This window comes from Aerosakkonema sp. BLCC-F183 (assembly GCF_041929145.1).
Lineage (GTDB): Bacteria > Cyanobacteriota > Cyanobacteriia > Cyanobacteriales > Aerosakkonemataceae > Aerosakkonema.
In genome coordinates, this window is the sequence record NZ_JBHFNU010000061.1 from 130,864 (window position 1) to 157,151 (window position 26,288).

Consider the following 26,288-nt stretch of genomic DNA (forward strand, 5'->3'; position numbering starts at 1 on the left):
CCTTAGTGCTGATACTTCAGCATTTGCTATCTGGGCTGAATTTGAAGTCTGAAGGTTGATTGGCATAAGCGCCTCACAAGTCGCGTGCGTTAGTGTATAATGGATAACTTTTTTAAGTGGATCGGCTAATCAATCTCGATTAGGGAATGCAACAAACAACACTAACTTAGCAAAACTATACAATAGTATCATCCTCCCTTCCCAGACAACACCCCTGACAAGCAGAGCATAAGCCCCGCCTGTAGAAAGCCACTATATCCAGATTGGGGAAGGCCCCTACCCACAAGAAATCGAGATCAAGCCATTTCGCTCTTTTTTTCGCTATTTTTAGGGGTTATTTGCTGTTTCGATTGTTGCCGTACTGGAATTTCAATGATAAACTCACATCCCTCTCCTGGTGACGAAACGCACTTCAGCTGACCGCCGTGTTTTTCTACCACAATTTGGTAGCTAATCGATAACCCCAAACCAGTTCCTTTACCCACAGGTTTGGTAGTAAAGAATGGGTCAAACAACCGAGACAGTACTTCTTTTCGGATTCCAGGGCCATTGTCTTTGATTCGGACAGCCACTTGATTGCCATCCAGCACTTCCGTAGCAATGCAAATCTGTGGATTTTCGATTGGGAAACAAGGAAAGGCAGGAGAGAGAGGGAGAGGGGAATTCTCTTGTCTCTCTCCCTTTTCTCTTTCCCCTCCCGATCGGACGGGGAGAGGTAGGGGTTGCCCCTGTGCTTCTTCCAAGGCATCGATCGCATTAGCCAAAATATTCATAAACACCTGATTTAGCTGCCCTGGATAACACTCAACAGAAGGCAAATGGCCGTAATTTTTAACCACTTCTATCGGCGGACGATCCCCCTTACTTTTCAGGCGATGATGTAGAATCATCAGCGTACTATCAAGCCCAGAGTGAAGATCCACTAGCTTTTTCTCCGCTTCGTCAACTCGCGAAAAATTGCGTAACGACTGCATAATCTCGCGAATGCGATCGGTTCCCACCTTCATAGAACGAAGCAAAGAAGGCAAATCGTTCCGCAGGAATTCCATCTCAATATCTTGTGCGTGGTTTTGAATTTCCACTTCTGGATTTGGGTAGTACTTTTGATATAGCAGTAAATGGTCGATCAAGTCCGAAGTGTATTCAGTAGCGTGATGCAGATTGCCAGCGATAAAGCTGACGGGATTATTTACTTCATGAGCAACACCCGCCACCAATTGCCCCAAACTAGATATCTTCTCAGTCTGAACGAGTTGTGCCTGTGTCTGTTGCAACTTATGCAACGATTGCTCGAGTTGGAGAGCTTTTTCCCTTTCCCGCATTTCCGATGCTTGCAAAGCCGTATTCTGCTTTTCCAATTGCGAGGAATAAGTTTGCAGATCCTCATAAAAACTGGCGTTTTCCAGAGAAATAGAGGCTTGAGCGGCTAATAGCTTTAATATTTCCAAACGCTGTTGGGTAAAAGCTCCCACCGCCAGATTATTTTCCAAATAAAGAATCCCGCGCAGCTTACCTTGCTGGAGAATGGGCATACATAAAATCGACTTTGGTTGAGTTCTGATAATATAAGCGTCGCTCGCAAATCTTCCCTCTAAATTAGCATTGTTTAATACCACCGTTTCTCCAGTTCTTTCTACATAATTGATTACTGCCACGGGCAGATCCGGGCGAGATTCGATGGGTACAGATGGTAGCACTCGCACTTTATCTTTTTCTACACAACCTTCCGCTACTAGCACCAACTTATTTCCCCTTTTTTTCTGAGGGGAGACTGTTTCAGTAGGTGAGGTTTCTTCCTGACTGGATTCGAGTTGGGAACGTAAGAATAAGAAACCTTTTCTCGCGCCGGCATTTTCGATCGCAATCTGCATCAACTTATCCAGCAAATGGTCAAGAACTATTTCCGAGGAAATCGCTTGCGATGCTTTCATAACGGAAACCAAATCCAGTTCCGCCGCACTTCCTCCTGTGGTAACGGTTGCTGTCAGGGTTACTTCTATACTAGGTGTTTCTCTGACAAGTAGGCGAGCGAAAAATTCCGGATATCTTTCTGATAAATGTTTGACTTTGCTCTTCGCTCCCCAGCGAATATAGCCATAATATGCTTCGGTCAAATAAGTGTGAGCAATTTTCTCTTTGCCAAGTGAAAAATTAAACTCTGCTGCTAGTTCGTTAGCGAGCGCTTCTTCTTGGATGTAGCCGTGTTTTTTGGCAAGTGCGATCGCTCGTTCGTAACAATCAGTCGCTTTCCCTTCTTTTCGCAAAACTCGCGCCTTCTCAGCTTCGACTAACAGATACTTATGCTCGAAGTTATAGGGAGCGTACACGGCCCATTTTTTCATTTTATTTTGCTGCGATCGCACCTTTTTTATATATTGCTTTTGCTCGCTTGTAGAAGCATTCCGATACCGAGCTAGAAGAGCTAGAGAATAGTAAAAATTGTGTTCGGCAGGCAGCATCATCCCGCCAGCGGATTCTAAGTATTTGGCCGCTAAATCGGCGTTTTCTACAGCGCGATCGACATCTTTAAATAAATAAAAGAGTATTAATTTAGCCAGATATACCGCAAACAGGGAAGTGCCGTTTTTAGCTTCTATTAAACCGGGCAACATTTCTAATTCATTAAAACTCTGCCCTACTAAAACGCAATGATTCTCTGACAAACCTTGCATATTTAATGCGAATTGCTTCCAAATCTTTTTATAGTTTATCAAAAATTCCTGCTTTATCTTCGACATTAATTCAATATATTGGTTATATTTTTGAGCGACATTTTCCAAATGTTCGCCCGTAAATAATACTGCTAGGCAATATGTTGTTGCACTATAACCGGCATATTCTATATCTCCAGTTTCCAGTCCGCTATGAATTGCTTCTGTTAAAGGTTCTATAGTTTCTTTTGCATGGGTTTTCCACGGTATAATATAACCGTTAATCATACTGATAACTTTGGCTTTCAGAGCATAGGCATCAAACCGATCCAACACGCTTAAAGCCAGTTGACCGAATTTATATCCAGAATCGATATCTCCTAACGCCCCACACAAAATCATGCCATAAAAAACATAGGCAAAAGCCGAAACAGAGGAATTACCGTATTTAATAGAAAGGTTTACCATCGTTAAAATAACCAGTAACCCTATTGCCGGATTTGCAATAAACGCAGGCGCAGCGACGCTCTTCAAAATTCGCATTGCTGCTAGTTTAGAAGCATCGGTCATTTCGGGAAGTTTGCTTAAATCTTCTATGGGTTTTCTTCCCAAAGTTAATTTGGTCTGAATTAGCGCCACAATAACATTGACATTTCCCGGTCGATTCGGCAACCGCACACCCAGCATTTGCAGAACTTGCAATGCCGTATCTATCGCTTCTTGCAGCTGATTTTGAGATATATAAAACAGGATTTTTGTTTCATACACTGGAACTTTTTCTAGCAAAGTTTTAGCTTTGTCGATCGCTACTTCAGAAAGTGCGGCTCCTCTTTCGTAGTTGGTATTGAGATATTCAGCTTCCACCGCTTCTACATACAAATCAAGCGTCAGGTTATAATCGGTATCCCAACTCGACTCTGGCAGAAGTGACAAACCTACATTTAAATACCTAACAGCGGCTTCTATTGCAGTGGCTGACTTTGCTTTTTTGCCAGCGATTAAATTAAGTTTTGCCAGTTCATCTTTTTCGACTTGTTTCACCAGCAGTTCCACACCGATATTTAGCTGGTTGACAATATCAAAGATATTTTCTTCTAGTGCGTATTTAGATGTTTTTTGCAACAACAATTGACCAATTTTCAGGTGAGTTGCTTTCTGGCGATCGTCCAGAATCAGCGAATAAGCAGCTTGCTGAACTCTGTCATGGAGAAACTTGTAGCTAATTGAGATTTGTTCTCGGTCATTAGTCATTTCCAAATGACTTATCGCGGATGACTCTTGAGCGATCGCCAGAGGAACTTTGTAGGTATTGCTTAGAGGCAGAATTAAACCTGCTTGCAGTGCTGACCACAAATCGTTGGCAGTCTCTATAACAGATTTCTCATTGACAATGGCAAGGACATCTAAATTAAATTGATTGCCAATGCAGGCAGCTAATTTTAAAATGCTAATTGCGTTGTCAGATAATTTTTGAATATTTCTAGCAACGAGTTCGACGACATTGTAATCGGTAATTCCAATACTTTGAATTTCTTCTATGTCCCAAAGCCATCGCCCTTCGCTGAAGTCGAAATGCAATAGTTTTTCCGCATGAAGAGTTTGCAGCAGTTGCGTTAAAAAGAAGGGATTACCCTGAGTTTTGTTAAAAAGTAGCTCTGCTAATGGGTACAGGCGATTGGGTAAAGTTTTTGCTCGATCGAGGGTATCGACTAATAGTTCGCTGACGTGAGATAAATTTAGAGGTTGTAGGACGATATTACTGACCGATGTCCCAGCTTGTTGAATTTTTTCTATAGTTTGGATAGTGGGATGAGTCGGATTGACTTCGTTATCTCTATACGCGCCGATCGTCAATAGATATTTGATATCCGAGTCGGTCATTATGTTCTGAATCAATTTCAGTGAAGCCGAATCTGCCCACTGTAAATCATCTAAAAATATGACTAGCGGGTGTTCTGGTTTTGTAAATACCTGAATAAATTTTTGAAACACGCGATTGAAGCGATTTTGGGATTCAGTTGGGCCCATTTGCGGTACGGCTGGCTGTGTCCCAATAATTTTTTCAACTTCGGGAATTACGTCAATAATTACTTGACCATTTTGCTCGATCGCATCTAAAAGTTTGTCTTTCCAATTTTTGATTTTTTCGGTATTTTCTGTTAAAATCTGCCGCATCAATTCTTGAAATGCTTGCATAAGAGCGGCGTAAGGAATGTTGCGTTTGAATTGGTCGAATTTGCCCCAAATAAAATAACCTCGCGCTCCCACAATCGGTTTGTGAACTTCATTGACGACGGAAGTTTTGCCAATTCCTGAATAACCGCTGACCAGAATCATTTCTGTTGTACCAGCAGCAACGCGAAGAAATGTTTTCAGAAGTTGGTCAACCTCGGTTTCCCTTCCGTAAAGTTTTTGCGGAATAATAAATTGTGCGGATTTGTCTAGTTGACCGGGAATAAAGTTTTCAATTTTGCCGTTTGTCAATAGCTGATTCAAACAATTTTCTAGGTCTGCTTTTAGTCCCAGAGCAGTTTGGTATCTTTCTTCCGCAGCTTTGGATAATAATTTCATCACTATTTCTGAAACTGCTTCTGGAATTTCTTGGTTTACTTGATGAGGCGGTACTGGTTTTTTGGCAATATGACAATGCACCAATTGCATCGGATCGTTCGACTGAAATGGTAGCTTGCCCGTTAATATTTCATAGAAAGTAACTCCCAATGAATAGAAATCGGTACGATAGTCAATTGACCGATTCATTCGTCCTGTTTGTTCTGGTGAGATATAAGCGATCGTCCCTTCTAGTAAGTTGGGATTTTCGATCGTCGCAGTTTCTCTATAAAGGCGCGTGGCTATGCTAAAATCAATAATTTTGACAGCCCATGTTTGACTGTCTATCAGAATATTTTGCGGTTTGATATCTTTATGAATTATCTTGTTTTTGTGTAGGTCTGCCAAGATTGACGCCAGTTGAATGGCGATAGAAAGAAACGAAAGTAATGGAATTTTTTGAGATGTCATTAAATCTTTGAGCGATTTATCCCCAAAATCCTCTAATAGCAATGCCAAACCGTTTTTATAATTCTCCAAACTATATACTTTAATAATTCCTTCTATATGCAGATATTCCAGAATTTTGTATTCATGACGCAAGCGGGTAATTTCTTCTAAAGTTGGATATTCGGCTTTCAGGGTTTTGACGATCGCACTTGTATTATCCCGCTCTCTATAAGCCCGGTAAATTAAGGTTTTTACGCCTTCATGAATAGGTAAAGATAGGATTTGATAATCGTTAAGGGTAAGCATTTTCCTCGCTCTCTTGATTTAACTAAGTGAATGTACTATCAATTCGATCGGTAATCTCACTGATAATGCGAGCCGTGACAGCTCAGCAACTTGAAAATTGCGATGGAAAGTTAGAGCCATATACTGACAGTCAGCAGATGTCTCTAAACTCGTCTTACCCTGGTTGAAAGTAACAGTTAACGCGGAGCTAAATCTACCCGTAGGCTGAAGTCAAGCTAGATAGGAAAATTAGCTGCTGTATTCAAGATTACATAAAATTAAAAAAAATTAGTTTTTTTTCAACAAACCTCAACAAAAGAGGTAACAAAAACAAACAAAAATGTAAAAAAAACTTAATCATAGCCGTGGGATAAGCCAAAGTACAGACGCGATCGCATCTGTACTAAACTAAAATCAACCCATTCCCTGGAAAATTTTGCATCGCTATTTTTGGGTAGAAGTGCTGCTGTTACGAGCTTGCCAAGCCAGTTCCAAAAGCTGAGACCAACGCTTTTCCACTTGTTTGGCAGTCCATTTGAGGGCAGAGGCGATTTCGCGATCGCTAACTCCTTGACGTTTGAGTTCCAACAATTGCTGCTGCTGTGGCGTCAGTTGCTGCCAAAACGCTTCCCACTGCCGAGTATTCATCCCCAGCTTTTGATCGAGATCCGCACCTAACCATTGATGCACTAATTGCCATTGATGTAGGCGGGCAAACTTTTCCACATGGTACTTAAAGCGCTGTTGCAGGTAGTCACGCTGACGGGAAGACAGACCGAGAACTTCGTCGATTTCCTGTGCCGAGAGGTCTTGCAGCTTTAAAGTCAGATAATCGACACAATCCGATTGACCTTGAGATTCCAGATATTGTATCAATTCCGATATCAATCGATCGCGCAACACCGCTTCCGCCGGATCGGTTGTTTCCGCCACCATAGAAGCACGCACCTGCTGCATAGCGGCGTCGCGTCGTTGAGTTTGGGCCTCTTCACCTTTAGGAGATTCAGCAGCTGACTCCATATCCACCGCAGTCTCCGCCGGTTGGCGGCGAGAGAAAGTTTGGGCGCGGAGTATAATTAACTGTTGACTGGCACCGCCGCCCAAATTAATCCGCCGTCTGGCATATTGTTCCGTGAATGCCAAATATTCCGCCACTTCCAGCGAGTTGCGCGGCGTGTAATCCTCTGGAAGTTCCGTTTCTCTGCGGAAAGCTTTGAGCGACTCCATGAAAAAGCCTTGTAAGAAGTCTTCGACTAGGTGATAGCGAGCTTGGAAGCTTAACGGCTGACGCATTGGTGTAATGTAGCGATAGACGATCGCACCCAAAGTGCTGTGCAGTTCGACGCGCCCTTGCTTAGAACCGAGATTGTAATAAGATAGACACTTTTGCAACCGATGCCGCCCCAAAGTTAGTTGCCAAGAGCGAATTTGGCCGGATTTTTGGATGCGCGAACTCTGGCGACAAATTCTTTCCACCTCGTTAGCTAATCGATTTGCCACTGCGTTGACAGCAGCACTCGATATTTTTACTCCTCTGTCTGACTGAATTTGAGCTTGCAATTCTTGAGAAATTTCGTTGGCGAGGGCAACGCTGTCCATTTCGGACTCTTGCTCTGAAGGGTGGATGTCCATAACAGTAGTTTTTGGTAGAGCTTCTAGAGTTGCAGTAGGGAAATTTCTATATGCGGTTTTCATAGTTAATTGGAGAGATGACACCATAAAGGACTGAGAGTTGTTGAGCGTTTGAGGGAAGTTGGCTGCAACTGGTGTTGCCTCAACCGCTTACATTTAGACTCTAAGCAGTCTGAATTTGCCGCAGTTATAGCGGTGTCCCTGTTCTTTGGGTGGTCAAAAATTAGCTCTGGAACTGTTGAAGCGAGTTTGTTCTCAGAGAACGCATAGAAACAGCCTAATCCATTGTGCAGAGAGAGTTTTAGGCATTTACACCGAATGCGATCGCACATCTGTTAGTTGCGATCGCAATTGTCTATTGAGTGGACAGTCAGCCAACTGGTAACGAGCGGTCATTCCTCATCAGTCATCCATCATTGGCACAAATAACTGAGGAGCGATCGAATTTCACGTTTACTTCACACTTAACAGTTTTTCTTCAAAACTTCTTCAAAAATCGCACCAAACTGGATTTAACTTTTGACTTTTGACTTTTGGCTTTTGACTTCCCTATCCCCTTCAAACAACCCAAGCAGCAACTTCCTCCCATTTCAACCCCTGTCGTACCACAACAGGTTCTTCCCCCGTCAAATCCAGAATAGTCGAACCCTCATATCCCGGTTCCTGTCCGTTATCCACGATCGCATCGACCAGCTTTTCCAAACGATCGAACAATTCCACCCGCGAGAAAAAGCCATTACTTTCTACCCCAGGCATAGGCGCATACTCTTCATGGCTGAGTACGTGCGCCGAAGTAGAAATAATCGGATTGCCCAGTGCATTTAACAAAGCCGAACATACCTTATGATTCGGGACTCTAATCCCAGTAGTTTTGCGCTTGGGATTCATTACCAGCTGAGGCACTAACTTAGTTGTCGGTAATATAAACGTATATGGCCCTGGAATCAGACGCTTCATAATCCTGTAGGAGGAGTCGTTCACCCACGCATAAGTGGAAACATCAGATAAAGAAGGACAAAGGAAAGTTAGAGGTTTGTCATTCGATAGCTGTTTAATGCGCCTCACTCGTTCCACCGCCGACTTAATATACAGATCGCAGCCAATCGCGTAGACCGTATCGGTGGGGTACAGCATCACTGCCCCATCCTTGAGGGCATCTTTAATTTGCTCTATACTGCGGGCTTGCGGAGTATCCGGATGAATTGTGTAAATCGTAGCCATAAATTTTTCGTTGGCTAATGTCTAACATTAGCTTAATTCGCCAGAAGCCCGACGCCTAGAGTGCCAGTCCAGCCAAATAAATTGACAAAAATAACGAAATATGCGTTATTTAGGGGCGAACGCGACTGCGGCGCGGATGCGCTTAGCATTCAGGCGACGATCGCGGTTATTAACAATTTTTATGTCCGGAGGCGATTGCCTAATAAAAAATATGTTCGGGCTGCGAATGAAGAAATTACATTTTGAATTTTGAATTCAAAAAATGGTCAACTGCTACCGCTGCTGCCGTTAGAACGTTGGGACAGCAGATACTGCCAGATTTGCTGAATCTCTGCCTGCATCTGCCGCATAGCAGCCCTATCTGCTTCGGCGTTTTGGGCGAACTGTAGCATCGTGACGGTTAGGTTGCTAACTGCGCTTTGCATATTTTGCTCGCTTTCTTTCATCTCGGAGATGGCCTCTCTCATCTCGGAGATAGCCTCTCTCATCTCGGAGATGGCTTCTCTGTTGGCGTTTACTCCTTCGCCGATCTGCTGGATGGTTTGGTAGAGAATTTCTAAGTCTTCTCTTTGGGCCAAACGTGCATCCCGTTCGTTGAGTTGGTTAGTGACCAGATTGTCGAGTACTCGCTCTATTCGGTCTAGTCGATTGTCTGGAGTTTGGGTCATTGGTTGTTGCCTGGTTGGTTCGTTACCACCGTTCCCATACCCTTATTCTTCTCTAGCCAATCTTGAATTAGTTCACAAACAACCTGGCTCATGTTCACTTCTTTAAGTACGCAAACTGACTTGAATTCTTTTTTTAAGTCAGCGGGGATGACAACGTGCATCGTAGTTTCTTTTGCCATACCCCCATTGTGACATGGGGATATGGCAATCTTTGGTAATGTTTACATATTTTCATGTTACCATATTTCCATAAATTAACAGCCAACAGTTCAGCCTCACAAAGTTCACCGCAAACCCTGTTCCTTGATAGTGATACGGGGACGTGAGGACGCAGTGAAATTTTTTGGATATAGCAACGGGTTTTGACCACACCCGGCTATGAAAAACTAGAATTAGCTACGTGCGATCGCCGATAACCAATGAACAAGTTAGCTTACCTCGAATGTCCTGCTGGCATTGCCGGTGATATGTGTCTGGGAGCGCTGGTCGATGCCGGTGTTCCCCTGGACTACATAAAAGAAAAGCTCCACCTTTTGGGTATTTCTCACGAGTACGAGTTACGGGCGGAACTCGTCCAGCGTAACGGTCAGCAAGCAACTAAAGTTCATGTAGATTTGACCGATGACCATCATCACCATCACAGTAACGGTCACAGTCATCACCGCCATCTGCCAGAAATAGAAGCTTTGATTTTGGCAGCTAAGTTGCCCGTGCGGGCGCAAGCTGCCAGTTTGGCAATTTTTCGCAAATTAGCAGAAGCAGAAGGCGCGGTTCACGGTATAGCGCCGGATAAGGTGCATTTTCACGAAGTTGGAGCGACCGATGCGATCGTCGATATTGTCGGTACTTGTCTGGGATTGGATTGGTTGGGAATTGACCAAATCTACTGTTCGGCAATGCCGACTGGGGGTGGTACGGTAACGGCGGCACACGGTCAGCTACCAGTGCCCACACCAGCAGTGCTGAAGTTGTGGGAGTCTCGCCAAGTGCCAGTTTACAGTAATGGCATCGAGAAGGAATTGTGTACGCCGACGGGTGTGGCGATCGCAGTTACTTTGGCCAGCAGCTTTGGCCCCGCACCGACAATGATTCTCCACCGCATCGGTCTGGGCGCTGGTTCCCGCCAGTTGCCCATTCCTAATATTTTACGTCTCTGGATTGGTGAAGAAATCTTAGCAGAAGGGCTCAGGGACAGAGGGGCAGAAGGTCAGGGAAGTATATCGCCTGAGTTGGAAACAATTTCGGTATTGGAAACCCAAATTGATGACCTCAGTCCGCAGGCGATCGCATATACTTTTGATGCCTTATTTGCAGCTGGTGCCCTCGATGTTTTTAGCCAACCGATTATCATGAAAAAATCCCGTCAGGGCGTATTGTTAACTGTTATCTGTCATCCCGAAAATCAACAAGCTTGCGAAGCAATTTTATTTCGAGAAACCACCACATTAGGTATCCGCCGTTCCACCCAAATCAGAGCAATTTTGCAACGGGAAATTCAGCGAGTTATCATTCCTTACGGTGAGGTGCGCGTCAAGGTCGCTGGCAGTAGCGGTAGTATTACAAACGTGCAACCGGAATACGAAGATTGCGCTGCTTTGGCGAAACAAAATAACGTCAGTTGGCGCGAAGTTCATCGTCTGGCTTTACAAGCTTGGTACAGCCGATAACTAGGGGTTAGGGATTAGGGGCTAGGGGTTAGGGATTAGGGACTAGGGCGTCGGGGAAGAGGGATTAGGGAAGAGGGAGGAATTTTGACTGAGTGACTTTTGACTTTTGACTTTCCCGACGCCCTAGCCCCGACGCCCTAGCCCCTAGATACTTACCGCTTCTGGAATCGCCGTAGTTGTTTTCAGCGCTGTTTCTGCAATTAACTGGTGGGCGCGGGCAGTCGGATGTATGGCATCCCAAAATAAATACTCGTTCGGGTTAGTTCCTGGTGGTAAGGTAAATCCGCTCACCGCTGGGTTAGTACCCGCTCCTGGCACCAAATTGTTGGTGACATTGGTGAATCCGTAATTGGCTGGGTTGGCGATCGCATCACTAAACAGAGTAGTAACATCAACAGGGATAATGTTAATGTTCGGATTTTGTTCTAAACTTTGTATCGTTGCCGCCAAAGTGCTGTTATGAGCGTTGGTCAGTTGGGCGAGTCCTTGCTGAACTTGCGACCCATTACTAGCTGCACCTGGAGTTGCGCCTAGATTGGGCAAGTTAGGCATCATAAAATTTCTCGCCCCAACTGCGGCGAGTTTTGTGACCGCACTAGCCAAATTATTCACTATCGTCGCAAAATCTGTCGAACCGCCGCCAAGGTAATCATTAGCACCTGCCCAAACCACATAAAGCCCATTCGGGTCTGCACTCGCACTATTAGCTACCACAAAATTATCGATCTGCTGTTGCAATGCAGGTAAGAGAGAACTGCCCACATTTACAGTTCCCGATGTCGCACCACCAACAGCAAAGTTAGTGCTGGGATTAACAGGTAATGCCAATGTGGGCGCGAGGTCTTCTACCCAGACCGGACCGTTGCTAAAACGTCCGTTAAAGTAAGGCGGACTGGGCGGAACAGCGCCTCCTGTTAAGGCCAACAAATTGCCATCGTCTGAAAGGCTATCCCCAAACACGAACATCTGACTGAATAGCTGGCGAGGAATGCGACCTTCAAACTGACCGAATTCCATGTAGTGTTCTACACCAGTAATTTCGTCTCTTTGCGTTGCTCGGGCAACATCTGGGTTTCGGTTTAAATAAAAGTTAGTGTCGAAGAAGCGGCTGGGGTTACGTAGCTCATCAGCACCAAATTTGACAAAATGTTCTATACCCGTAAGTAGATCCGCTCCCACAGCCGCAGCCACATCGGAATTATTGCTAAGATAAAAACCCGTATCGAACAAGAGATTGGGGTTGCGCCGTTCCGATTGACCGAACACGATGAAGTGTTCAAATGCAGTTGTTTTACCTGCGTTGACTTCGGCGGCAACATCTAGATTTTGTTGCAGATAATAGGCACTATCGAAAAAAGCGCTGGGATTGCGACGCTCAAATTCGCCAAACCGGGTAAAGTGGTCGAATCCGCTGGCAAACTCGCCTTTTGATACTGCTGCTGCTACATCTTGGTTGGTGACAAGATAGTAATTTTCGTTAAATAACTCGCGATCGCTCAACATAATTATTTGTTAAGATAAGGGTGAACTGGCTGACATGGATTGATGTCAGCAATTTACTAAATATACGATAATATAACAAAAAAATCCGAAAAATTTGAGCGGGCAAAAATTATATTTGCACAAGAGGATAAATACTATATCTACAATACTCACCCTTATCTATTAGTACGATCGTTTATTTTTGGTACTCAAAACCAAGTAAGGCATCAATGTCATGTATTGCAGGCTAGATTACCGATCGCATTTTTAGCTATTTCACTATCGCAGTCAAGATTATATATAACGCTTACTTATCACTTTGTAGGTTGGGTTTCGTACCTCAACCCAACCTACGAATTTTGCCACACCGAAACACCAGAAAACCGATTTCTTCAAGAAACCGGTTTTCTATGTACATTACTCACCTAAAAAGCGCTGTACATTAATTAGTACTTGTCTTGATTGAAGACTTTATCTAGACCGTGTTTGGTATTATCAGCAGCTTGACCTGCACGATCTTTTGCTATGTCAGCACTCCGAGACACATCCTTGGCAGCATCTTGAGAGTTGTCCTTGATGTTTTCAATTCCTCGGCGAGTACCCTTGGCTACATCTTTTGCTGTGTTGGCAGCTGATTCGCCGATATTCTCACCAATATTTTGAACTCGTTCGCCTAAAGGTGTGCCGGAACGGTAGTTGTGACCGTATTGTTCGGGAGAGTCGGCTCGATATTCGATGTTGTGTTCGGCATTCTCGATCAAACGATCGGCTTTTTTATTTGCCTTTGATTCGTCAAAGCGAGGGTCTACATCGCTAAAGTCGTTCATACCACCTTTGTAGGTGTTGGTTACCGCGCCTTCCGGTATTTCTGGACGGGGATTTCTGTCTAAAGCTTTGGCTTGCACGCTAGGGCTACCGCAAGCAGTGCTGACGAACAGAATAACGCCTGCGAAAAAGACTGTCAAAACTCGCAAGAAGTTGAAATGTTTGATAAAAGAAACCACTTTGTTCATAGACACTCCTTTGTGTGTTTTTAGTGAATGTGGATGGTGGATGTCGATAAAGTAGGTGTAAGATGTCAAGGCGATCGACAAATAACAAGCTTTAGCTATGCCGTACTTCTACTTTGTTACTCAGGCTAATGTTTCTGAGCCTCGTTAGTTTGGAATTCAGGACGCTCTTGGGCTTCGTTCGCCTTATCTTTCAAGAATGAGCCTGCATCTTGAAAGGCATCTTTAACTGTCTCCAAGCGATCGCTCACTCGCTCGCCTAAGTTAGGTTCGCGCTGAATCAAACCACCCGGTCTAGCTTGTTCTGGGTTTGAAGGTGTAGCGTTTCTATTGGCTGCACCCGCTGTTTCACTACCTGGATAAATCAAACCAGAATCGGCACTTGTATTTGCGGCGACGAGTTGCTTATAACTTAGCTGTAGGTCGGCTCGATCGCGCTCTCCATTTACGCTGGCGTTAGGAGAGGCTTTGTATTGGGTGTAACCGTCTCCACCACCTTTGTGGGGGTTATTCATACCGCCAGCTTGGACGGGAGGGTTGTCCGGACGCGCACCTTGGACATCTCCAGTATTACAAGCAGTGGTGACAAACAGGGCGATTCCTGCCAAAAATACGGTTACTATTTGGCGCAGTCGCACTTTTTTAAAGAAGGCAACTATCTGTTTCACAACTTTCTCCTTTTCACCTAACCTCGTTTAGCTTACAAATAAAATCTTTATGTTTTCATCTAGCAAAAGTCACATTTTATGCGTTATATTGCCGCCATTATTTATATCCTTAGAAAGATATAAGATGCCCTAATTAAAGAGGGCTTTAGTTCAAATTACTAAAGTCCTCTAGGCAGCTAACATTAGCGGGAAAAGTGAATTAGTAGCGGGCACCTGGACGACTCACTTCATCGGGTTCGCGATAACGAACTGGTTCTTCGCGCTTGGGACGAGCTAAACCGGCCAAACCGATCAGACCTAACAAACCTAACCAGCCCCAATCAAAGTCGCGATCGCCTGTTCTATCAGCAACACCTTGGCGATTATTGTTGTTGTAATCGGTAGTTGTATCGGTAGTTCTATCAGTTGAATTGGGAGATGTGTTGGTTTGGGCAGAAGCGGGCAGAACCGCAGGTAGAGTAAGCAAACTTAAACTGAGTAAACTAGCACCAACAACTTTGGACAATTTAGAACTTTTCATGGTAAGAGTTTCTCCTTCTTTTTGAAATCTCTAGAGGTTGTTGCAAACAGTTAAAAGTGTTGCGAGATGAGCTATGCAAACAACACTATTGACAAGCTTACGGTTTGAAAACCAAACAGGTATCAATCTCCGGCTAGAAAGCAAGCTTCTTCCGTACTCTCACTGAAGACGTAGAAACTATGGTTCTACGGTTTTCCCTGAAGTTTATAATTTGTTAAATAGCTTTAAAATTTCTTTGGGAAAAACTTACCTGCTCAGTATTTGGGCCGATCGACCTTTGTTATCGTCAGTTAGTGAATTTTATGAAGCAAATCCAGTCGCGTCTTTTGCCTTATCTGCGCTGGGCTATTGTAGGCGGGACGCTGTTTTTTTTGGCTAAAGCGCTCAAAGATAACGCTGCGTCGGTGGCGGCTATCCGGATCGGGTCGGCTGGATGGGCAATTCTGGCGATCGCAACCGGGGTCACTTTACTGGCCCATATTTGGTCTGGTTGGGTGTGGAGTTGGATTCTGCGGGAACTTCATCAACCGATCGGCGGTATTTGGAGTGTCCGAGTTTACCTGAAAACGAACATTGCTAAGTATTTACCAGGAAATGTCTGGCACTACTACGGGCGCATTAAGGCTTCTTGTGATGTTGGTATTTGTTCGAGTGCGGCTACTTTAAGCGTATTACTGGAACCGCTGCTGATGGCTGCCGCCGCCCTACTGATTGCTTTACTGAGTACTTTGCTAGTAGAGACGGATTTACCCAATGTTTATCGATGGTTGGAATTTCTCGGTCTGGCGATAGTTTCGATCGCAATTCATCCTAAGTTTTTAAACCCGTTGATTCAATTGGCGACTCAGATGAAAGCTAAAGCTAAAGGCTTCGCAACAGTTGATGTCGGTGCTTTGCAGATGAAACGCTATCCCCTACTACCTTTGTTGGGAGAGATGGGTTTTTTAAGTTTGCGCGGTCTCGGTTTCTTGTGTACTTGGTTGGCCCTCAAACCGGTGCCGAGCAGTCAGGTATTTCTGCTATTGGGTGCTTTCTGTGTCGCATGGCTGTTGGGTTTGGTTGTTCCGGGCGCACCGGGAGGGGTGGGAGTTTTTGAAACAAGTGCGATCGCGCTTTTGGATGACAGTTTTTCACCGGGTCTCATTCTCAGTGTAGTTGCGCTTTATCGTCTCGTGAGTATTTTAGCGGAAGCGATCGGAGCCGGATTGATTTGGCTTGACTCCCGCTTAATCGCTAATGGGTAATCGCTAATTGCGATCGAGCAATCTCACTTGATGATTGCTACAGCCATTAGCAAATCTAGCCGATTTATTCCAGAAGTCCATTTTCGTAAGCCGTTTCTAAGGTAGGCTCTTGTTTGAGTTGGGAAAAAATTCGATACTCATCCAGAGTCCAACCCTTTAGCTGTTCCCCCGAACCTCGATATTGTGGCATCTGGATTAAATTGTATTCAACATTTTCAGCATAAATTGCAAATGTAATATTAAAAATTTCTAAGAAAGTAATCAGCCAGCGACATTCAGCTTCTGGATATTTTTGATAGTACTGAATTAACGCTGCAATACAAGCTTCTAAATGAATGCGAGAATTTGGTGAAACGAGAATTAATTTCAGCAGAATTACCACCAAAGTCAACGGATTACCTTGAGACAGCAATAAAGCAAATAACGCCGCTGGTTCTCGACTATTTTCAGTTGTTAAATATTCTATGACGCGATTGCAACTTCTCAGTTTCAGAGCATCGTTAAGGATTTCTTCATCATGGTCTTTATAAAGACCTTCTAGTTTTTCAGAAATATTTTGCTGAAAAACATTTACGAAGTTTTTATTCGCCACCGAAAACAGTAAATATTTACTTAAACTCTGCTTGAAAAATTTATACGTTACGAATTCAGTTTGTTTAATAAAAATACTTGCCAAGTTTGCGTAGCTAAATGGGCCTCGTTTAGCTACAATTGCTTTAATTAGCCGCAGAAGATCGTCGCCAAGTCCTGTAGGGTTTGGTTTGTCAAGCTTAGTATCTTTAGCTACCGGTGACTGAGAATGCGCGGTGTACATCGCCAAATCGAATTTAAACTTATCTTTCAAGCGCTTCGCACGAGATCTAGCTGCTTCTCGCTGTTCTATAGGATTATTCAGATCTATGTATTGAGGTACTAAAAGAAAAGTACTATAACGATGCGCCCACTCCGACTGATTATCGTAGCGCGAAGCAAATATCTTCAGGTCTTCATAATCCTTACTCTTGACAAAATTATTTAACCAAGTTTTGACGCGATCTAAACTTGGAGATATCGTATCTTCATTAATTTTTGCCTCGCCCAATAGCTGAATTAATTCTTGTATAGCCTTATGATTCCTGCTGGCATCCCAGTTGTTAATCAGAATGTAACAAGACCGCTTGAGAGTGTTTCTAAACTCCTCTTCATTCTTTTCAAAAATTATTTTATACAGAGCATTAAGCGCCTCTGGATTAGCACAACCGACTTGATATATGAATAAATTCCTAAATTCACGCAGTACAGCCTCTGAAGGAGATTCTTTAACAATCGCCAACAGAAACTTATAAATAATGCCTTGAAATTTATCAAGACCCGAACCTTGTCGGTTTAACTGGATAAGGGTATCCGCTTGATGAACCGTTAGTAGACCATCCCCGATCATTCTGCTTAAAGAGGTAGTAATCCCTGATTGAGTTGTAACGAAACAGTTGATGACACCCCGACTGACTATGATTGCAGTTTAGCCTCAGTTACTTAACTTGTGCAAACTAATTACTTGTAAATTATCTAAATTTAGCTTAGCCGATCCAAGAGAGAAAATCATCTCCAGCCTGAGATCTAGATGCAGTAGAGTTGCTGCCAGATGCCTTGGGGGTTAGGATAATGGTTCCCCCAGACAAAGTTCGCCTCAGCTAGCTTGTGGAAAAAGGTAGTAACGCTCACGTATCGCCACCACCGGGAGTATAAGTTGTCCATCGCCTAACAGCTAGGACAATTAGCCGATCGACCGCAGCTGATGATATTTTTGTACGAGAAGCATCTTTAGCTGGTTTTTTGTCCAAAAAACTGCTTGCTTCCTTTTGCTTTAGCCCACCCGGAATTCAGATTGGTTGTTTTTAGTTTAGGTAGCTTCTCATTTTTACGTCTTTGTTAAACCAGTGGGCTTCCCTCAATATAGTTGTACCATTTTTCTTTGGCAACCAGCTATATACCCTTCACGCTTGATGACCAGCCCAATTTTGGGCGTAAACATTCCCACTGGCTCCAAGTCGTGTACCGATAGAAATTGAACGGTATTTGAACGGTTTCAAAAGTAGCGGGTTCTAGGAGATACCCTGAAAACCTTGCTACACAAAACCTTCTCAATAATGGGGGCAGAGGGACTCGAACCCTCACGGCCTTATTCAGGCCAACGGATTTTCATTCTCCCGCAGCTTTCGCTACTGCCAGGGGTACAATTACCAGGCTTTGAGAATTGGACCCTCCCTTTACCCTCGCCTTCACGTTAGGGTAGCTCCCGTCGGGTCTCTGCACCTTCCCTCGATTTTGGATGAGAGGATTTTGGATTTTGGATTGAGCGCCGATCTAAAATCTAAAATCTCAAATCTCAAATTCTTAGGCTTGGCTCAGGATTGCCTTGTCTGTCGCCAGATTTAGGTTTCCCTGAATTTGAGAGCGGTCACTTGACAGATTTCTCTATCAAGGCTCAGTTTCCTAAGTCCGTTGCGTCTACCATTCCGCCACGCCCCCAAGGTTCGCTTCGGTTTTGTTAGTCGCGGGTTCTATTATTACACCATTTAACTGGATTCGGCAAGGAAGTCTCCCCAAGAAACCGGGTTTGTTCAAGAAAACCGACTTCTAAGTGTAAAATGTATTGAACGTGGGTCTAAGCCTGGGTGTAAGTCCAGTCCTAGATTTGCTGTTGACGAATCGATAACACCGACTCCGGGCTTGTCGCCCAGAGCGCTCTTGCCCTATCCTCAGCGAAGGCAAAAACCTGCCTTTTGCTTCTCGAACAGCCCTTATTGAAAGTTGCTGCTGCGATAAAACCAATGCTGATTGCGCTTCTGTATTTGATTTTGGGTGGAGCTTACCTGCTAGTGATTCCCGTGGCAGTATATATCTACCTGCAAAACCGTTGGTATGTGGCTAGCTCGATCGAGCGTGGCTTTATGTACTTCATGGTTTTCTTTTTCTTCCCCGGACTGTTAGTGCTTGCCCCGTTTTTAAATTTTCGACCCAAGCGGCGGCAAATTGAAGCTTGAATATTCTAATCGCTCAACCATAAATGCGACGGATTGACGTTATAGTTATTGGCCTGGGTATCTTTGCCGCAGGCGGAATAGCTTACCTTGTTTTGCAAGTAGCTGGGCTAGATAGCCAGCAAGCTGGGATCTGGAGTCAGGCATTTTTGGTTGTGGGTATCATCGTTTGGCTGTTGACTTACATATTCCGAGTCAGCAGCAAACAGATGACCTATAACCAGCAACTGAAAGACTACGAAGAAGCTGTACTGAATAAACGGCTGGAAGAACTGACTCCAGAAGAACTGGCAAAAATCGCAACCGAAATCGAACAAGAAAAGGTTAGCGGTCAGCAGTCAGCCATCAGTCCAAAGGAAGAAAATTGACAACTGACAACTGACAACTGACAACTGACAACTGGCAACTCACAAATGACCTTAATTTCCGATTGTTTTGCAGCTTTGCGCTCTCGCTCGCAGTGCGCTCTGATTCCTTTTATAACGGCTGGCGATCCAGATTTAGAAACAACTGCTGAGGCGTTGCGGATTCTCGATCGCACCGGTGCTGATATCATCGAACTGGGTGTCCCCTATTCCGACCCTTTGGCAGATGGCCCGGTGATTCAAGCGGCAGCTACTCGCGCCCTCCAACGGGGAGTAAAATTAGATGATGTTCTCCAAATGCTAGAGGGCGTTATCCCAGAATTGCGATCGCCGATCGTCCTCTTTACCTACTACAATCCCATCATCAATCGCGGCGTTGACAAATTTTTACAGCAAATATCAAAAGTGGGTGTAAGCGGTTTAGTTGTCCCCGACCTACCCCTAGAAGAAGCTGAAGGTTTGTTGAATCCAGCCGCCAAATTGGGCATTGATGTGGTATTATTAGTAGCGCCGACCAGTTCCAAAGAACGAATTGAAGCGATCGCCCAAAAGTCCCAAGGATTTATCTATCTGGTTAGCGTGACCGGCGTTACCGGGATGCGTTCCGGACTGGAAACGCGAGTTGAAGATTTACTCAAACAGATGCGCGGCATCACCGACAAACCAATAGGCGTCGGTTTTGGCATATCCGCACCCGAACACGCCCGTCAGGTCAGAGACTGGGGTGCTGATGCGGCAATTGTGGGTAGCGCCATTGTCAAACGTTTGGCAGATGGAGAGCCGGCAGAGGGATTGAAAGCAATTGAAGAGTTCTCCCAGAGTTTAAAGCAGGCGATCTCAACTGTAACTTGAATCAAGCTGAAGTTGAGGTAAGAGCGAAACTTAACAAGGTTAAGATTTAGGTTGGGTTTCGTTACCTCAACCCAACCTACTGCCTTTATAGATAAAATATAACAGTAGATCGCAATCGAAACTCATATGGACACAGAAAACTCTTTATACGAAAAAGTTGGCGGACAAGCAGCGATCGAGCAAATAGTCGATGATTTTTACAACCATGTTTTGGCTGACGATACAGTCAATAAGTTTTTCGTTAATACAGATATGAAAAAGCAACGCCGCCACCAAACTGCTTTTATTTCCTACGCTCTTGGTGGGCCGCAATACACGGGTCGATCGATGGAAAAGGCGCACGCAGGACTGAATTTACAGCCAGAACATTTTAATGCGATCGCCAAACATTTGGGTGAAGCAATGACTGCATATGGGGTATCGCAAGACGATATCAATACAGCACTCGCTCGCGTTGCGAGTTTGAAAGACGCTGTTTTGTACAAGTGATCTAACTAAATTGCGGCAACTTCTATTTTGCTTCCTACCTTATAAAGAATCAAAACTTTATGTGCCTCTTGCAACAGAACAAGTGCGCCGTATACTGACGGGACTCTCTCACACAGGGTTAGCGATCGAGTCCCGGTCATTTGGTAGGAAAACTTATAAATATTCCTTTATACTGGATTGTAACTTTATCAAAATTATTGGGCCAGAAGGCTACCGGAAAAGACCTTTAGTGACAAAAGTTTATATTCAACCAGACCCAGAGAGAGTCGGGACTCGATTACAACTAAAAATTGGTATAAAGTCAAATCAACTTTATATATTTTGTGCATTTATGGCAATATATACTTGTGGTGCGATCTTGTTTTTTTCACTAAGCGCTCCTAGTGATTTTGCAATCATTTTGCCGCTCGTCCTATTTCAGTTGCTGTTCATTTATTCTGTATTTCTCTGGAATTTTCACTATGAAATCGAACAGCTTTTAGACTTGCTGTTGCAGGTGTTAAAACCGCAAAATGAAAGCTAGTAAAAACTGGCGATCGCACTTGATCGATCGTCATAAATCGCAACCGCGACACGTAATACAAATTTTTTCATTTTCCCTGCTGTTTAGATGTGAATTTTGGCAAATTCTGGGGCATAATAAAAGCAGGAGTAAAGAATTCAGGGCGCATCTATCTTATGGTAGATAAACAATCTTAGCTTATCAGTCGGAAGCCATAATTTTATCGATAATTTCGATAACGCCAGCACTGCGATCGCCGTGAGTAACGAAATCGGCATCTTCTTCAAGTGTCGTGGGGACACCCGGTAGCGACGATAACTCGTCCGACAGAAAGGGGATTGACATTTTTCTCGTGCAGTGCTTTGATAAATGTTTCAGGCGATCGATCGCCCAGCAGCTTTTCCTTGCGAGTAGCGGGATAATATAATATAGAGCCGTTTTCTAGTACGATGCGATCGAACAAATAGAGAGCATTACCGAGTACAGCGACGGATAATTGTATGTGCGATCGCATTCAGCAAATATTTTCGCGCCTATTCTTCCTTACCGAAATAGTCCTGTTTTTATTTTTCACTCACGCAGCCTTCTTTTGTCAACCAGCTGCTGCCGTACTCCGACAGCACCAAGACGCACCAGGAGTAATGCGCTATCATTCTCAAAATTCTTTGCGAGATAAATATGGCTATGCTTGGCAAGTGTTACTATTCAAAGTAACTTCTGGAACGGCATTAAATATTTCTCCCACAGAAATCGGCAAACAGATAGAATCTCGCGAACAAACTGCTTTCAATCTCCGCTTAGTAGGTTTTCCAGGCATAGCCGAATTTGTCCATCCACATTCCTTAGAAATTCTCACAGATAGCCGTAAATTGCTAACGGCAGCAGATGAATTTGCCGAAGCATCTCCCGCAGCAAATGTCGGTCAGTATAACGTCACAAATATTATCGATCAATTACCCCAAAATGAAGCCTTGACACTTTCTTTTCCTCTCGTAGGCAGAGAAGACTTTTCCCTGAAAATACCTCAGTCTGTAGTAGTTGAGTGGCAATGGTTAGTTAAAGAAATTTAGGCATAGCATACCGAGAGCGTCAATCCAGTAGAATAAATTGACAAAACAAATAAAATATGTATTGTGTAGTTTTCGTAGGTTGGGTTGACGCTAGGAAACCCAACAATTTGTTGGGTTTCGCTATCGCTCAACCCAACCTACAATTCCTATTAGTTGCTAGATACCCGACTTCTCCAAGAAGTCGGGTATCTCTAATTTGTCCAAAAAGTTTTTCGTAGGTTAGCTTGACGCCACGAACCCCAACCTACAATTCCTATTAGTGCTAGATACCCGACTTCTTCAAGAAGTCGGGTATCTCTAATTTCGCCAAAAAGCCCAATTTATAGACGATAATAAACCCAAGCGCCACCAAATCGCGAAAAATGACTTGGGTAAACGGACATAAACTACAAAACGGCAAATACACCATCGAAAAAAAACTAGGCGATGGTGGTTTTGGTATCACCTATCTTGCCAGAAATCCCAACGGACAGCGCGTAGTCATCAAAACACTTAACGACACCGTGCAAAATCGCCCCGATTTTAACGAATTGCAGCAAGATTTCCTCAACGAGGCGCTGCGACTGGCGAAATGCACTCATCCCCATATCGTCAAAATTAACGAAGTTGTCCAAGAAGGGCAACTGTGGTGCATGGTGATGGAATATATAGATGGCGAAGATTTAGCCAGTCGCGTTATCAAGCAAGGAGTTTTGCCGGAAGCAGAGGCGTTGCGCTATATTCAGCAGATAGGTGAGGCGTTGACGGTTGTTCACAATCAAGGTTTGTTGCATCGGGATGTGAAACCGCAAAATATTATGTTACGTTCTGGCAAATTGGAAGCGGTTTTAATTGATTTTGGTCTTGCGCGTCAGTTTACCCAAGATGTAACCCAGACTCACACGCGAAAGCTAACAGAAGGTTATGCTCCAATTGAGCAGTATTATATTAAATACAAACGAGGTGCTTATACAGATGTTCATGCTTTAGCGGCGACATTGTATGCGCTATTAACGGGAATTGTACCTGTAAATGCTTTAGATAGACAAACTGGTGTGAGATTAACGCCACCCAAGCAGCATAATTCCAGTATCAGCGATAAGGTGAATCGGGCGATAATTAAGGGGATGGCACTGAAGGCAAAAGACCGTCCTCAGTCTGTAGCAGAATGGTTAAAATTGTTGCCTTCTCCTAGTAGTTCAACTCCTAAAAAGTCGTCACGGGGAAAGCTGAAAAACAAATTCCTTGTTGGCGGTGTGGTTTTAGGGTTGATTGGAGGAGGAGTATGGTTGCAGATATATTGTCAAAAGCAATTTAATAGCAATCCGATTTCCCTACTAATTTCGTTATTTTCCCTCAAAACCACCCTCCCCGGACATTCCAATTCGGTTAGTTCAGTCGCCTTCAGTCCCGATGGTCAAACCCTTGCTAGTGGCAGTGGTGACAAAACTATCAAAATTTGGTATATCCGCAGTGGTCAATTGAAAACCACCCTCACCGGACATTCCAACGATGTTAAGTCAGTCGCTTTCAGTCCCGATGGTCAAACCCTTGCTAGTAGCAGTGAGCAGTTAAAGCTTCCTATTTGGCTTGACCGTGACCATACAGTTGATGACAATACTATCAAAATCTGGGATATCAGCAGTGGTCAATTGAAAACCACCCTCACCAGACATTCCAACCCGGTTTATTCAGTTGCCTTCAGTCCCGATGGTCAAACCCTTGCCAGTGGAGGTTGGGACAATACTATCAAAATCTGGGATATCAGCAGTGGCAAATTGAAAACCACCCTCACCGGACATTACCACAGGGTTTATTCAGTCGCCTTCAGTCCCGATGGTCAAACCCTTGCTAGTGGAGGTTTGGACAATACTATCAAAATCTGGGATATCCGCAGTGGCGCATTGAAAACCACCCTCACCGGACATTCCTGGTCGGTTAATTCAGTCGCCTTCAGTCCCGATGGTCAAACCCTTGCTAGTGGCAGTGTTGACAATACTATCAAACTTTGGCGCATTTCCCCCTAAGAACCAATCCGAAAAGACTTTTGTGCGACGAAAAACCGAGTTTCTTTGATTGTTTCCCACCGATATAATTGACACCCCATTACCAGAAATCCAGTTTCTTCAATCAACCACGTTTTTACAATATCCCAAATCTACATCTACATCTGCGTTCATCCGCGTTCATCCGCTTTCATCTGCGGTTAATTTTTACAATACCGAAGCGAGGAAAAATAATCTCAGTGATATGCGGAAATTGTTGGTGGGAATCATTAGTTAAATTTTTACCGCAGATGAAGACAGATGAACGCAGATGAACGCAGATAGAATTTAGCACGGCAACAACGTACCTTGGGAAATGTTATATTTTAGCTAGCCGATTTAAGGTGGTACAACTATGCAGATAGATATCAAACAATTGATTATTCCCCCTGGCAATGTTCTGCAAATGAAAGATATCAGTTGGCAGATGTTCGAGCAAATTTTAGATGAATTGGGGGAAAGTCGGGCGGCGAGAGTTTCTTACAGTAAAGGTTGTTTGGAGATTATGTCACCACTGCTAGAACATGAATTCGATAAAGGGTTTATTGGCGATTTTGTCAAGATTTTATTGGAAGAACTAGATATGGAATTTATCGATTCTGGTTCTACCACTTTCAAAAAGGAAAATATGGCTCAAGGTGTAGAACCAGATGCTAGTTTCTATATCCAAAATGAAGCAGCTATCCGAGGTAAGAAAAAAATTGATTTAACTGTTGACCCACCGCCAGATTTAGCGATTGAAATTGATATTACATCCCGTACCGCTTTCACCAATTACGAAGGTTTGGGCGTTCCCGAATTGTGGCGATACAACGGACAAAGGTTGCAAATTAACTTGCTGCAAGATGGCAAATATATTGAATCGGAAAATAGCCGCATATTTTCACAATTTGCAGATTTACGCGAGGCGATCCATCAGAGTGTCGAACAGAGTAAAATTGTGGGTAGAAATGCGACGATGAAAGCATTTCGTAAGTGGGTTAAGGAAAGATTGTAAAAGTTTTTAACATTCTGTATTCTGCCACGCCGGAAAGCTGTCCTAGAAGGACGGGGTTTTAAACCCATTTTTCTGATAAATAAGCAAAGTACGGTACTCTCGCTACTGTTTCTAACACGTAAAAGCGAGAAATAGCGCGATTCTGATAGAGCGTATTAATTCCAAATATCAACAGGCTCACAAGCAGCCGTATCATCGGAAAATATCCTTATAAGGCCGTAATTTAGCTATTTATTCAGAATGGCTGTGCGTATCCATCTATTTGCATCCTACGATCCCCATTCCGATAAACAGTCAGTTACTTGCCGGACAGCATACTTTCCAAAAGTAAAAAATTGCACGGGCAAAAACGGATAGTTGATTTCTTAAGAGAAAGTTAAATCTTCTCTTTGGCAACAAGTATCCTATGAAACCCTTTGAAGGATAGATAACAATGAGAATTAGAAACATCTATATTTAGAGTGATCTCATGTTTGACACTAGCCAATGCTTAGATATCGAATGCCCAATTCAGTTCGCGCTGGACTTGATTGGCAGTAAGTGGTCTGTTCTGATTCTGCGAGAACTGTTTTCGGGATCGCGCCGTACTCATCAGTTCTTAGATGCGCTCCCCGGCATTAGCAGCAAAACGCTAACGATGAGGCTGCGGGAATTAGAAGCCCACGGTTTGGTAGAACGCAAAGTTTATGCAGAAATACCTCCCCGTGTAGAATATTCTTTGACAGAAAAAGGTCGCGAAATTCAACCCATCATGAGCGCTCTGCATCAGGTAGGCGTGCGCTGGTTACAGCGAGAAGCTTGTGTTTGTCCTTTAGACACGAACGTGGCGACGAAACTTAGCAGCTAAGATAATTGGTAATGGGCGAATTTCAAAGAAACAGATTGCAGATGGCAGATTGGATTGCAATCTAAAATCTAAAA

23 protein-coding genes are annotated in these 26,288 nt (G+C 43.8%); 11 read left to right on the plus strand and 12 right to left on the minus strand.

Annotated features, from left to right (window positions below; translation table 11 throughout):
* Positions 1-296 precede the first annotated feature (296 nt).
* The 5 genes from ACE1CD_RS17860 to ACE1CD_RS17880 all read right to left on the minus strand — a co-directional run bounded on the left by ACE1CD_RS17860 (position 297) and on the right by ACE1CD_RS17880 (position 9,636).
* Entirely contained in the window at positions 297-5,957 is a 5,661-nt protein-coding gene (locus ACE1CD_RS17860; protein ID WP_374825843.1) for an AAA family ATPase, read from the minus strand.
* 423 nt (positions 5,958-6,380) lie between these two features.
* A complete protein-coding gene (locus tag ACE1CD_RS17865) occupies positions 6,381-7,631 on the minus strand; it encodes a HetZ-related protein (protein ID WP_374825845.1) in 1,251 nt (416 codons plus the stop codon).
* A 495-nt stretch (positions 7,632-8,126) separates the two neighbouring features.
* Positions 8,127-8,789 (minus strand): L-threonylcarbamoyladenylate synthase, encoded by a 663-nt coding sequence (locus ACE1CD_RS17870; RefSeq protein ID WP_374825847.1) that lies wholly within the window; start codon positions 8,787-8,789, stop codon positions 8,127-8,129.
* A gap of 266 nt (positions 8,790-9,055) precedes the next feature.
* Positions 9,056-9,457: a hypothetical protein gene (locus ACE1CD_RS17875; protein ID WP_374825849.1), complete on the minus strand. Its 402-nt coding sequence runs from the start codon at positions 9,455-9,457 to the stop codon at positions 9,056-9,058.
* Positions 9,454-9,636, minus strand: a complete 183-nt coding sequence (locus ACE1CD_RS17880; RefSeq protein WP_374825851.1) for a hypothetical protein — start codon at positions 9,634-9,636, stop codon at positions 9,454-9,456. Before ACE1CD_RS17880 ends, ACE1CD_RS17875 begins: the two co-directional genes overlap by 4 nt.
* A 240-nt stretch (positions 9,637-9,876) precedes the next feature.
* Here ACE1CD_RS17880 and larC point away from each other — a divergent pair, with 240 nt between their 5' ends.
* Positions 9,877-11,124 carry a nickel pincer cofactor biosynthesis protein LarC gene (larC, locus tag ACE1CD_RS17885; protein WP_374794132.1) on the plus strand — a complete coding sequence of 416 codons (1,248 nt, stop codon included), beginning with the start codon at positions 9,877-9,879 and terminating at the stop codon, positions 11,122-11,124.
* Between the two features lie 144 nt (positions 11,125-11,268).
* On the opposite strand, the gene ACE1CD_RS17890 is transcribed toward larC, so the two are convergent.
* The 4 genes from ACE1CD_RS17890 to ACE1CD_RS17905 all read right to left on the minus strand — a co-directional run bounded on the left by ACE1CD_RS17890 (position 11,269) and on the right by ACE1CD_RS17905 (position 14,804).
* Positions 11,269-12,627, minus strand: coding sequence for an SGNH/GDSL hydrolase family protein (locus ACE1CD_RS17890; protein WP_374794131.1), 1,359 nt, complete (start codon positions 12,625-12,627; stop codon positions 11,269-11,271).
* Positions 12,628-13,052: 425 nt separating this feature from the next.
* On the minus strand, positions 13,053-13,619 hold the full coding sequence (locus ACE1CD_RS17895; protein ID WP_374794130.1) for a DUF6658 family protein: 567 nt from the start codon (positions 13,617-13,619) through the stop codon (positions 13,053-13,055).
* A gap of 125 nt (positions 13,620-13,744) precedes the next feature.
* Complete coding sequence (locus ACE1CD_RS17900; protein WP_374794129.1) at positions 13,745-14,284, minus strand: DUF6658 family protein; 540 nt, start codon at positions 14,282-14,284, stop codon at positions 13,745-13,747.
* A 199-nt stretch (positions 14,285-14,483) separates the two neighbouring features.
* Entirely contained in the window at positions 14,484-14,804 is a 321-nt protein-coding gene (locus ACE1CD_RS17905; RefSeq protein ID WP_374794128.1) for a WGxxGxxG family protein, read from the minus strand.
* A gap of 302 nt (positions 14,805-15,106) precedes the next feature.
* Here ACE1CD_RS17905 and ACE1CD_RS17910 point away from each other — a divergent pair, with 302 nt between their 5' ends.
* Positions 15,107-16,048 carry a UPF0104 family protein gene (locus ACE1CD_RS17910; protein WP_374794127.1) on the plus strand — a complete coding sequence of 314 codons (942 nt, stop codon included), beginning with the start codon at positions 15,107-15,109 and terminating at the stop codon, positions 16,046-16,048.
* A gap of 64 nt (positions 16,049-16,112) precedes the next feature.
* Here ACE1CD_RS17910 and ACE1CD_RS17915 read toward each other — a convergent pair whose 3' ends face one another.
* Both ACE1CD_RS17915 and ACE1CD_RS17920 read right to left on the minus strand, forming a co-directional pair.
* Positions 16,113-17,468, minus strand: coding sequence for a hypothetical protein (locus ACE1CD_RS17915; RefSeq protein ID WP_374825853.1), 1,356 nt, complete (start codon positions 17,466-17,468; stop codon positions 16,113-16,115).
* A 277-nt stretch (positions 17,469-17,745) separates the two neighbouring features.
* Complete coding sequence (locus ACE1CD_RS17920) at positions 17,746-17,868, minus strand: hypothetical protein (protein ID WP_374825855.1); 123 nt, start codon at positions 17,866-17,868, stop codon at positions 17,746-17,748.
* 990 nt (positions 17,869-18,858) lie between these two features.
* On the opposite strand from ACE1CD_RS17920, the gene ndhL reads away from it, so the two are divergent.
* The 5 genes from ndhL (at position 18,859) to ACE1CD_RS17945 (ending at position 21,297) form a co-directional block, all read left to right on the plus strand.
* Complete coding sequence (gene ndhL / locus ACE1CD_RS17925) at positions 18,859-19,071, plus strand: NAD(P)H-quinone oxidoreductase subunit L (protein WP_190472262.1); 213 nt, start codon at positions 18,859-18,861, stop codon at positions 19,069-19,071.
* Between the two features lie 23 nt (positions 19,072-19,094).
* Positions 19,095-19,436: a DUF3007 family protein gene (locus ACE1CD_RS17930; protein WP_374794125.1), complete on the plus strand. Its 342-nt coding sequence runs from the start codon at positions 19,095-19,097 to the stop codon at positions 19,434-19,436.
* Between the two features lie 45 nt (positions 19,437-19,481).
* Positions 19,482-20,285, plus strand: coding sequence for a tryptophan synthase subunit alpha (trpA, locus tag ACE1CD_RS17935; protein WP_374794124.1), 804 nt, complete (start codon positions 19,482-19,484; stop codon positions 20,283-20,285).
* A gap of 126 nt (positions 20,286-20,411) precedes the next feature.
* Positions 20,412-20,774 (plus strand): group 1 truncated hemoglobin, encoded by a 363-nt coding sequence (locus ACE1CD_RS17940; RefSeq protein WP_374794123.1) that lies wholly within the window; start codon positions 20,412-20,414, stop codon positions 20,772-20,774.
* Positions 20,775-20,835: 61 nt separating this feature from the next.
* Positions 20,836-21,297, plus strand: a complete 462-nt coding sequence (locus ACE1CD_RS17945; protein WP_374794122.1) for a hypothetical protein — start codon at positions 20,836-20,838, stop codon at positions 21,295-21,297.
* Positions 21,298-21,559: 262 nt separating this feature from the next.
* Here ACE1CD_RS17945 and ACE1CD_RS17950 read toward each other — a convergent pair whose 3' ends face one another.
* A complete protein-coding gene (locus ACE1CD_RS17950; RefSeq protein ID WP_374794121.1) occupies positions 21,560-21,790 on the minus strand; it encodes a hypothetical protein in 231 nt (76 codons plus the stop codon).
* Between ACE1CD_RS17950 and ACE1CD_RS17955 the strand changes: the two genes are divergently transcribed.
* From ACE1CD_RS17955 to ACE1CD_RS17970, 4 genes are all read left to right on the plus strand, one after another.
* Complete coding sequence (locus tag ACE1CD_RS17955; RefSeq protein WP_374825857.1) at positions 21,777-22,346, plus strand: DUF3122 domain-containing protein; 570 nt, start codon at positions 21,777-21,779, stop codon at positions 22,344-22,346. The genes ACE1CD_RS17950 and ACE1CD_RS17955 overlap by 14 nt on opposite strands.
* Before the next feature lie 362 nt (positions 22,347-22,708).
* Positions 22,709-24,352 carry a protein kinase gene (locus ACE1CD_RS17960; RefSeq protein WP_374825859.1) on the plus strand — a complete coding sequence of 548 codons (1,644 nt, stop codon included), beginning with the start codon at positions 22,709-22,711 and terminating at the stop codon, positions 24,350-24,352.
* Positions 24,353-24,725: 373 nt separating this feature from the next.
* Positions 24,726-25,367 (plus strand): Uma2 family endonuclease, encoded by a 642-nt coding sequence (locus ACE1CD_RS17965; protein WP_374794118.1) that lies wholly within the window; start codon positions 24,726-24,728, stop codon positions 25,365-25,367.
* Positions 25,368-25,836: 469 nt separating this feature from the next.
* On the plus strand, positions 25,837-26,214 hold the full coding sequence (locus ACE1CD_RS17970) for a winged helix-turn-helix transcriptional regulator (protein WP_374794117.1): 378 nt from the start codon (positions 25,837-25,839) through the stop codon (positions 26,212-26,214).
* Positions 26,215-26,288: the final 74 nt, after the last annotated feature.

Coding starts and splice junctions, on each gene's coding strand:
- ACE1CD_RS17865 (WP_374825845.1), bottom strand. CDS start 7,631: ATGAAAACCGCATATAGAAATTTCCCTACTGCAACTCTAGAAGCTCTA.
- ACE1CD_RS17875 (WP_374825849.1), bottom strand. CDS start 9,457: ATGACCCAAACTCCAGACAATCGACTAGACCGAATAGAGCGAGTACTC.
- ACE1CD_RS17955 (WP_374825857.1), top strand. CDS start 21,777: ATGTGCGATCGCATTCAGCAAATATTTTCGCGCCTATTCTTCCTTACC.
- ndhL (WP_190472262.1), top strand. CDS start 18,859: ATGCTGATTGCGCTTCTGTATTTGATTTTGGGTGGAGCTTACCTGCTA.
- ACE1CD_RS17890 (WP_374794131.1), bottom strand. CDS start 12,627: ATGTTGAGCGATCGCGAGTTATTTAACGAAAATTACTATCTTGTCACC.
- ACE1CD_RS17905 (WP_374794128.1), bottom strand. CDS start 14,804: ATGAAAAGTTCTAAATTGTCCAAAGTTGTTGGTGCTAGTTTACTCAGT.
- trpA (WP_374794124.1), top strand. CDS start 19,482: ATGACCTTAATTTCCGATTGTTTTGCAGCTTTGCGCTCTCGCTCGCAG.
- ACE1CD_RS17930 (WP_374794125.1), top strand. CDS start 19,095: ATGCGACGGATTGACGTTATAGTTATTGGCCTGGGTATCTTTGCCGCA.
- ACE1CD_RS17970 (WP_374794117.1), top strand. CDS start 25,837: ATGTTTGACACTAGCCAATGCTTAGATATCGAATGCCCAATTCAGTTC.
- larC (WP_374794132.1), top strand. CDS start 9,877: ATGAACAAGTTAGCTTACCTCGAATGTCCTGCTGGCATTGCCGGTGAT.
- ACE1CD_RS17965 (WP_374794118.1), top strand. CDS start 24,726: ATGCAGATAGATATCAAACAATTGATTATTCCCCCTGGCAATGTTCTG.
- ACE1CD_RS17880 (WP_374825851.1), bottom strand. CDS start 9,636: ATGGCAAAAGAAACTACGATGCACGTTGTCATCCCCGCTGACTTAAAA.
- ACE1CD_RS17870 (WP_374825847.1), bottom strand. CDS start 8,789: ATGGCTACGATTTACACAATTCATCCGGATACTCCGCAAGCCCGCAGT.
- ACE1CD_RS17940 (WP_374794123.1), top strand. CDS start 20,412: ATGGACACAGAAAACTCTTTATACGAAAAAGTTGGCGGACAAGCAGCG.
- ACE1CD_RS17960 (WP_374825859.1), top strand. CDS start 22,709: ATGACTTGGGTAAACGGACATAAACTACAAAACGGCAAATACACCATC.
- ACE1CD_RS17910 (WP_374794127.1), top strand. CDS start 15,107: ATGAAGCAAATCCAGTCGCGTCTTTTGCCTTATCTGCGCTGGGCTATT.
- ACE1CD_RS17950 (WP_374794121.1), bottom strand. CDS start 21,790: ATGCGATCGCACATACAATTATCCGTCGCTGTACTCGGTAATGCTCTC.
- ACE1CD_RS17860 (WP_374825843.1), bottom strand. CDS start 5,957: ATGCTTACCCTTAACGATTATCAAATCCTATCTTTACCTATTCATGAA.
- ACE1CD_RS17895 (WP_374794130.1), bottom strand. CDS start 13,619: ATGAACAAAGTGGTTTCTTTTATCAAACATTTCAACTTCTTGCGAGTT.
- ACE1CD_RS17915 (WP_374825853.1), bottom strand. CDS start 17,468: ATGATCGGGGATGGTCTACTAACGGTTCATCAAGCGGATACCCTTATC.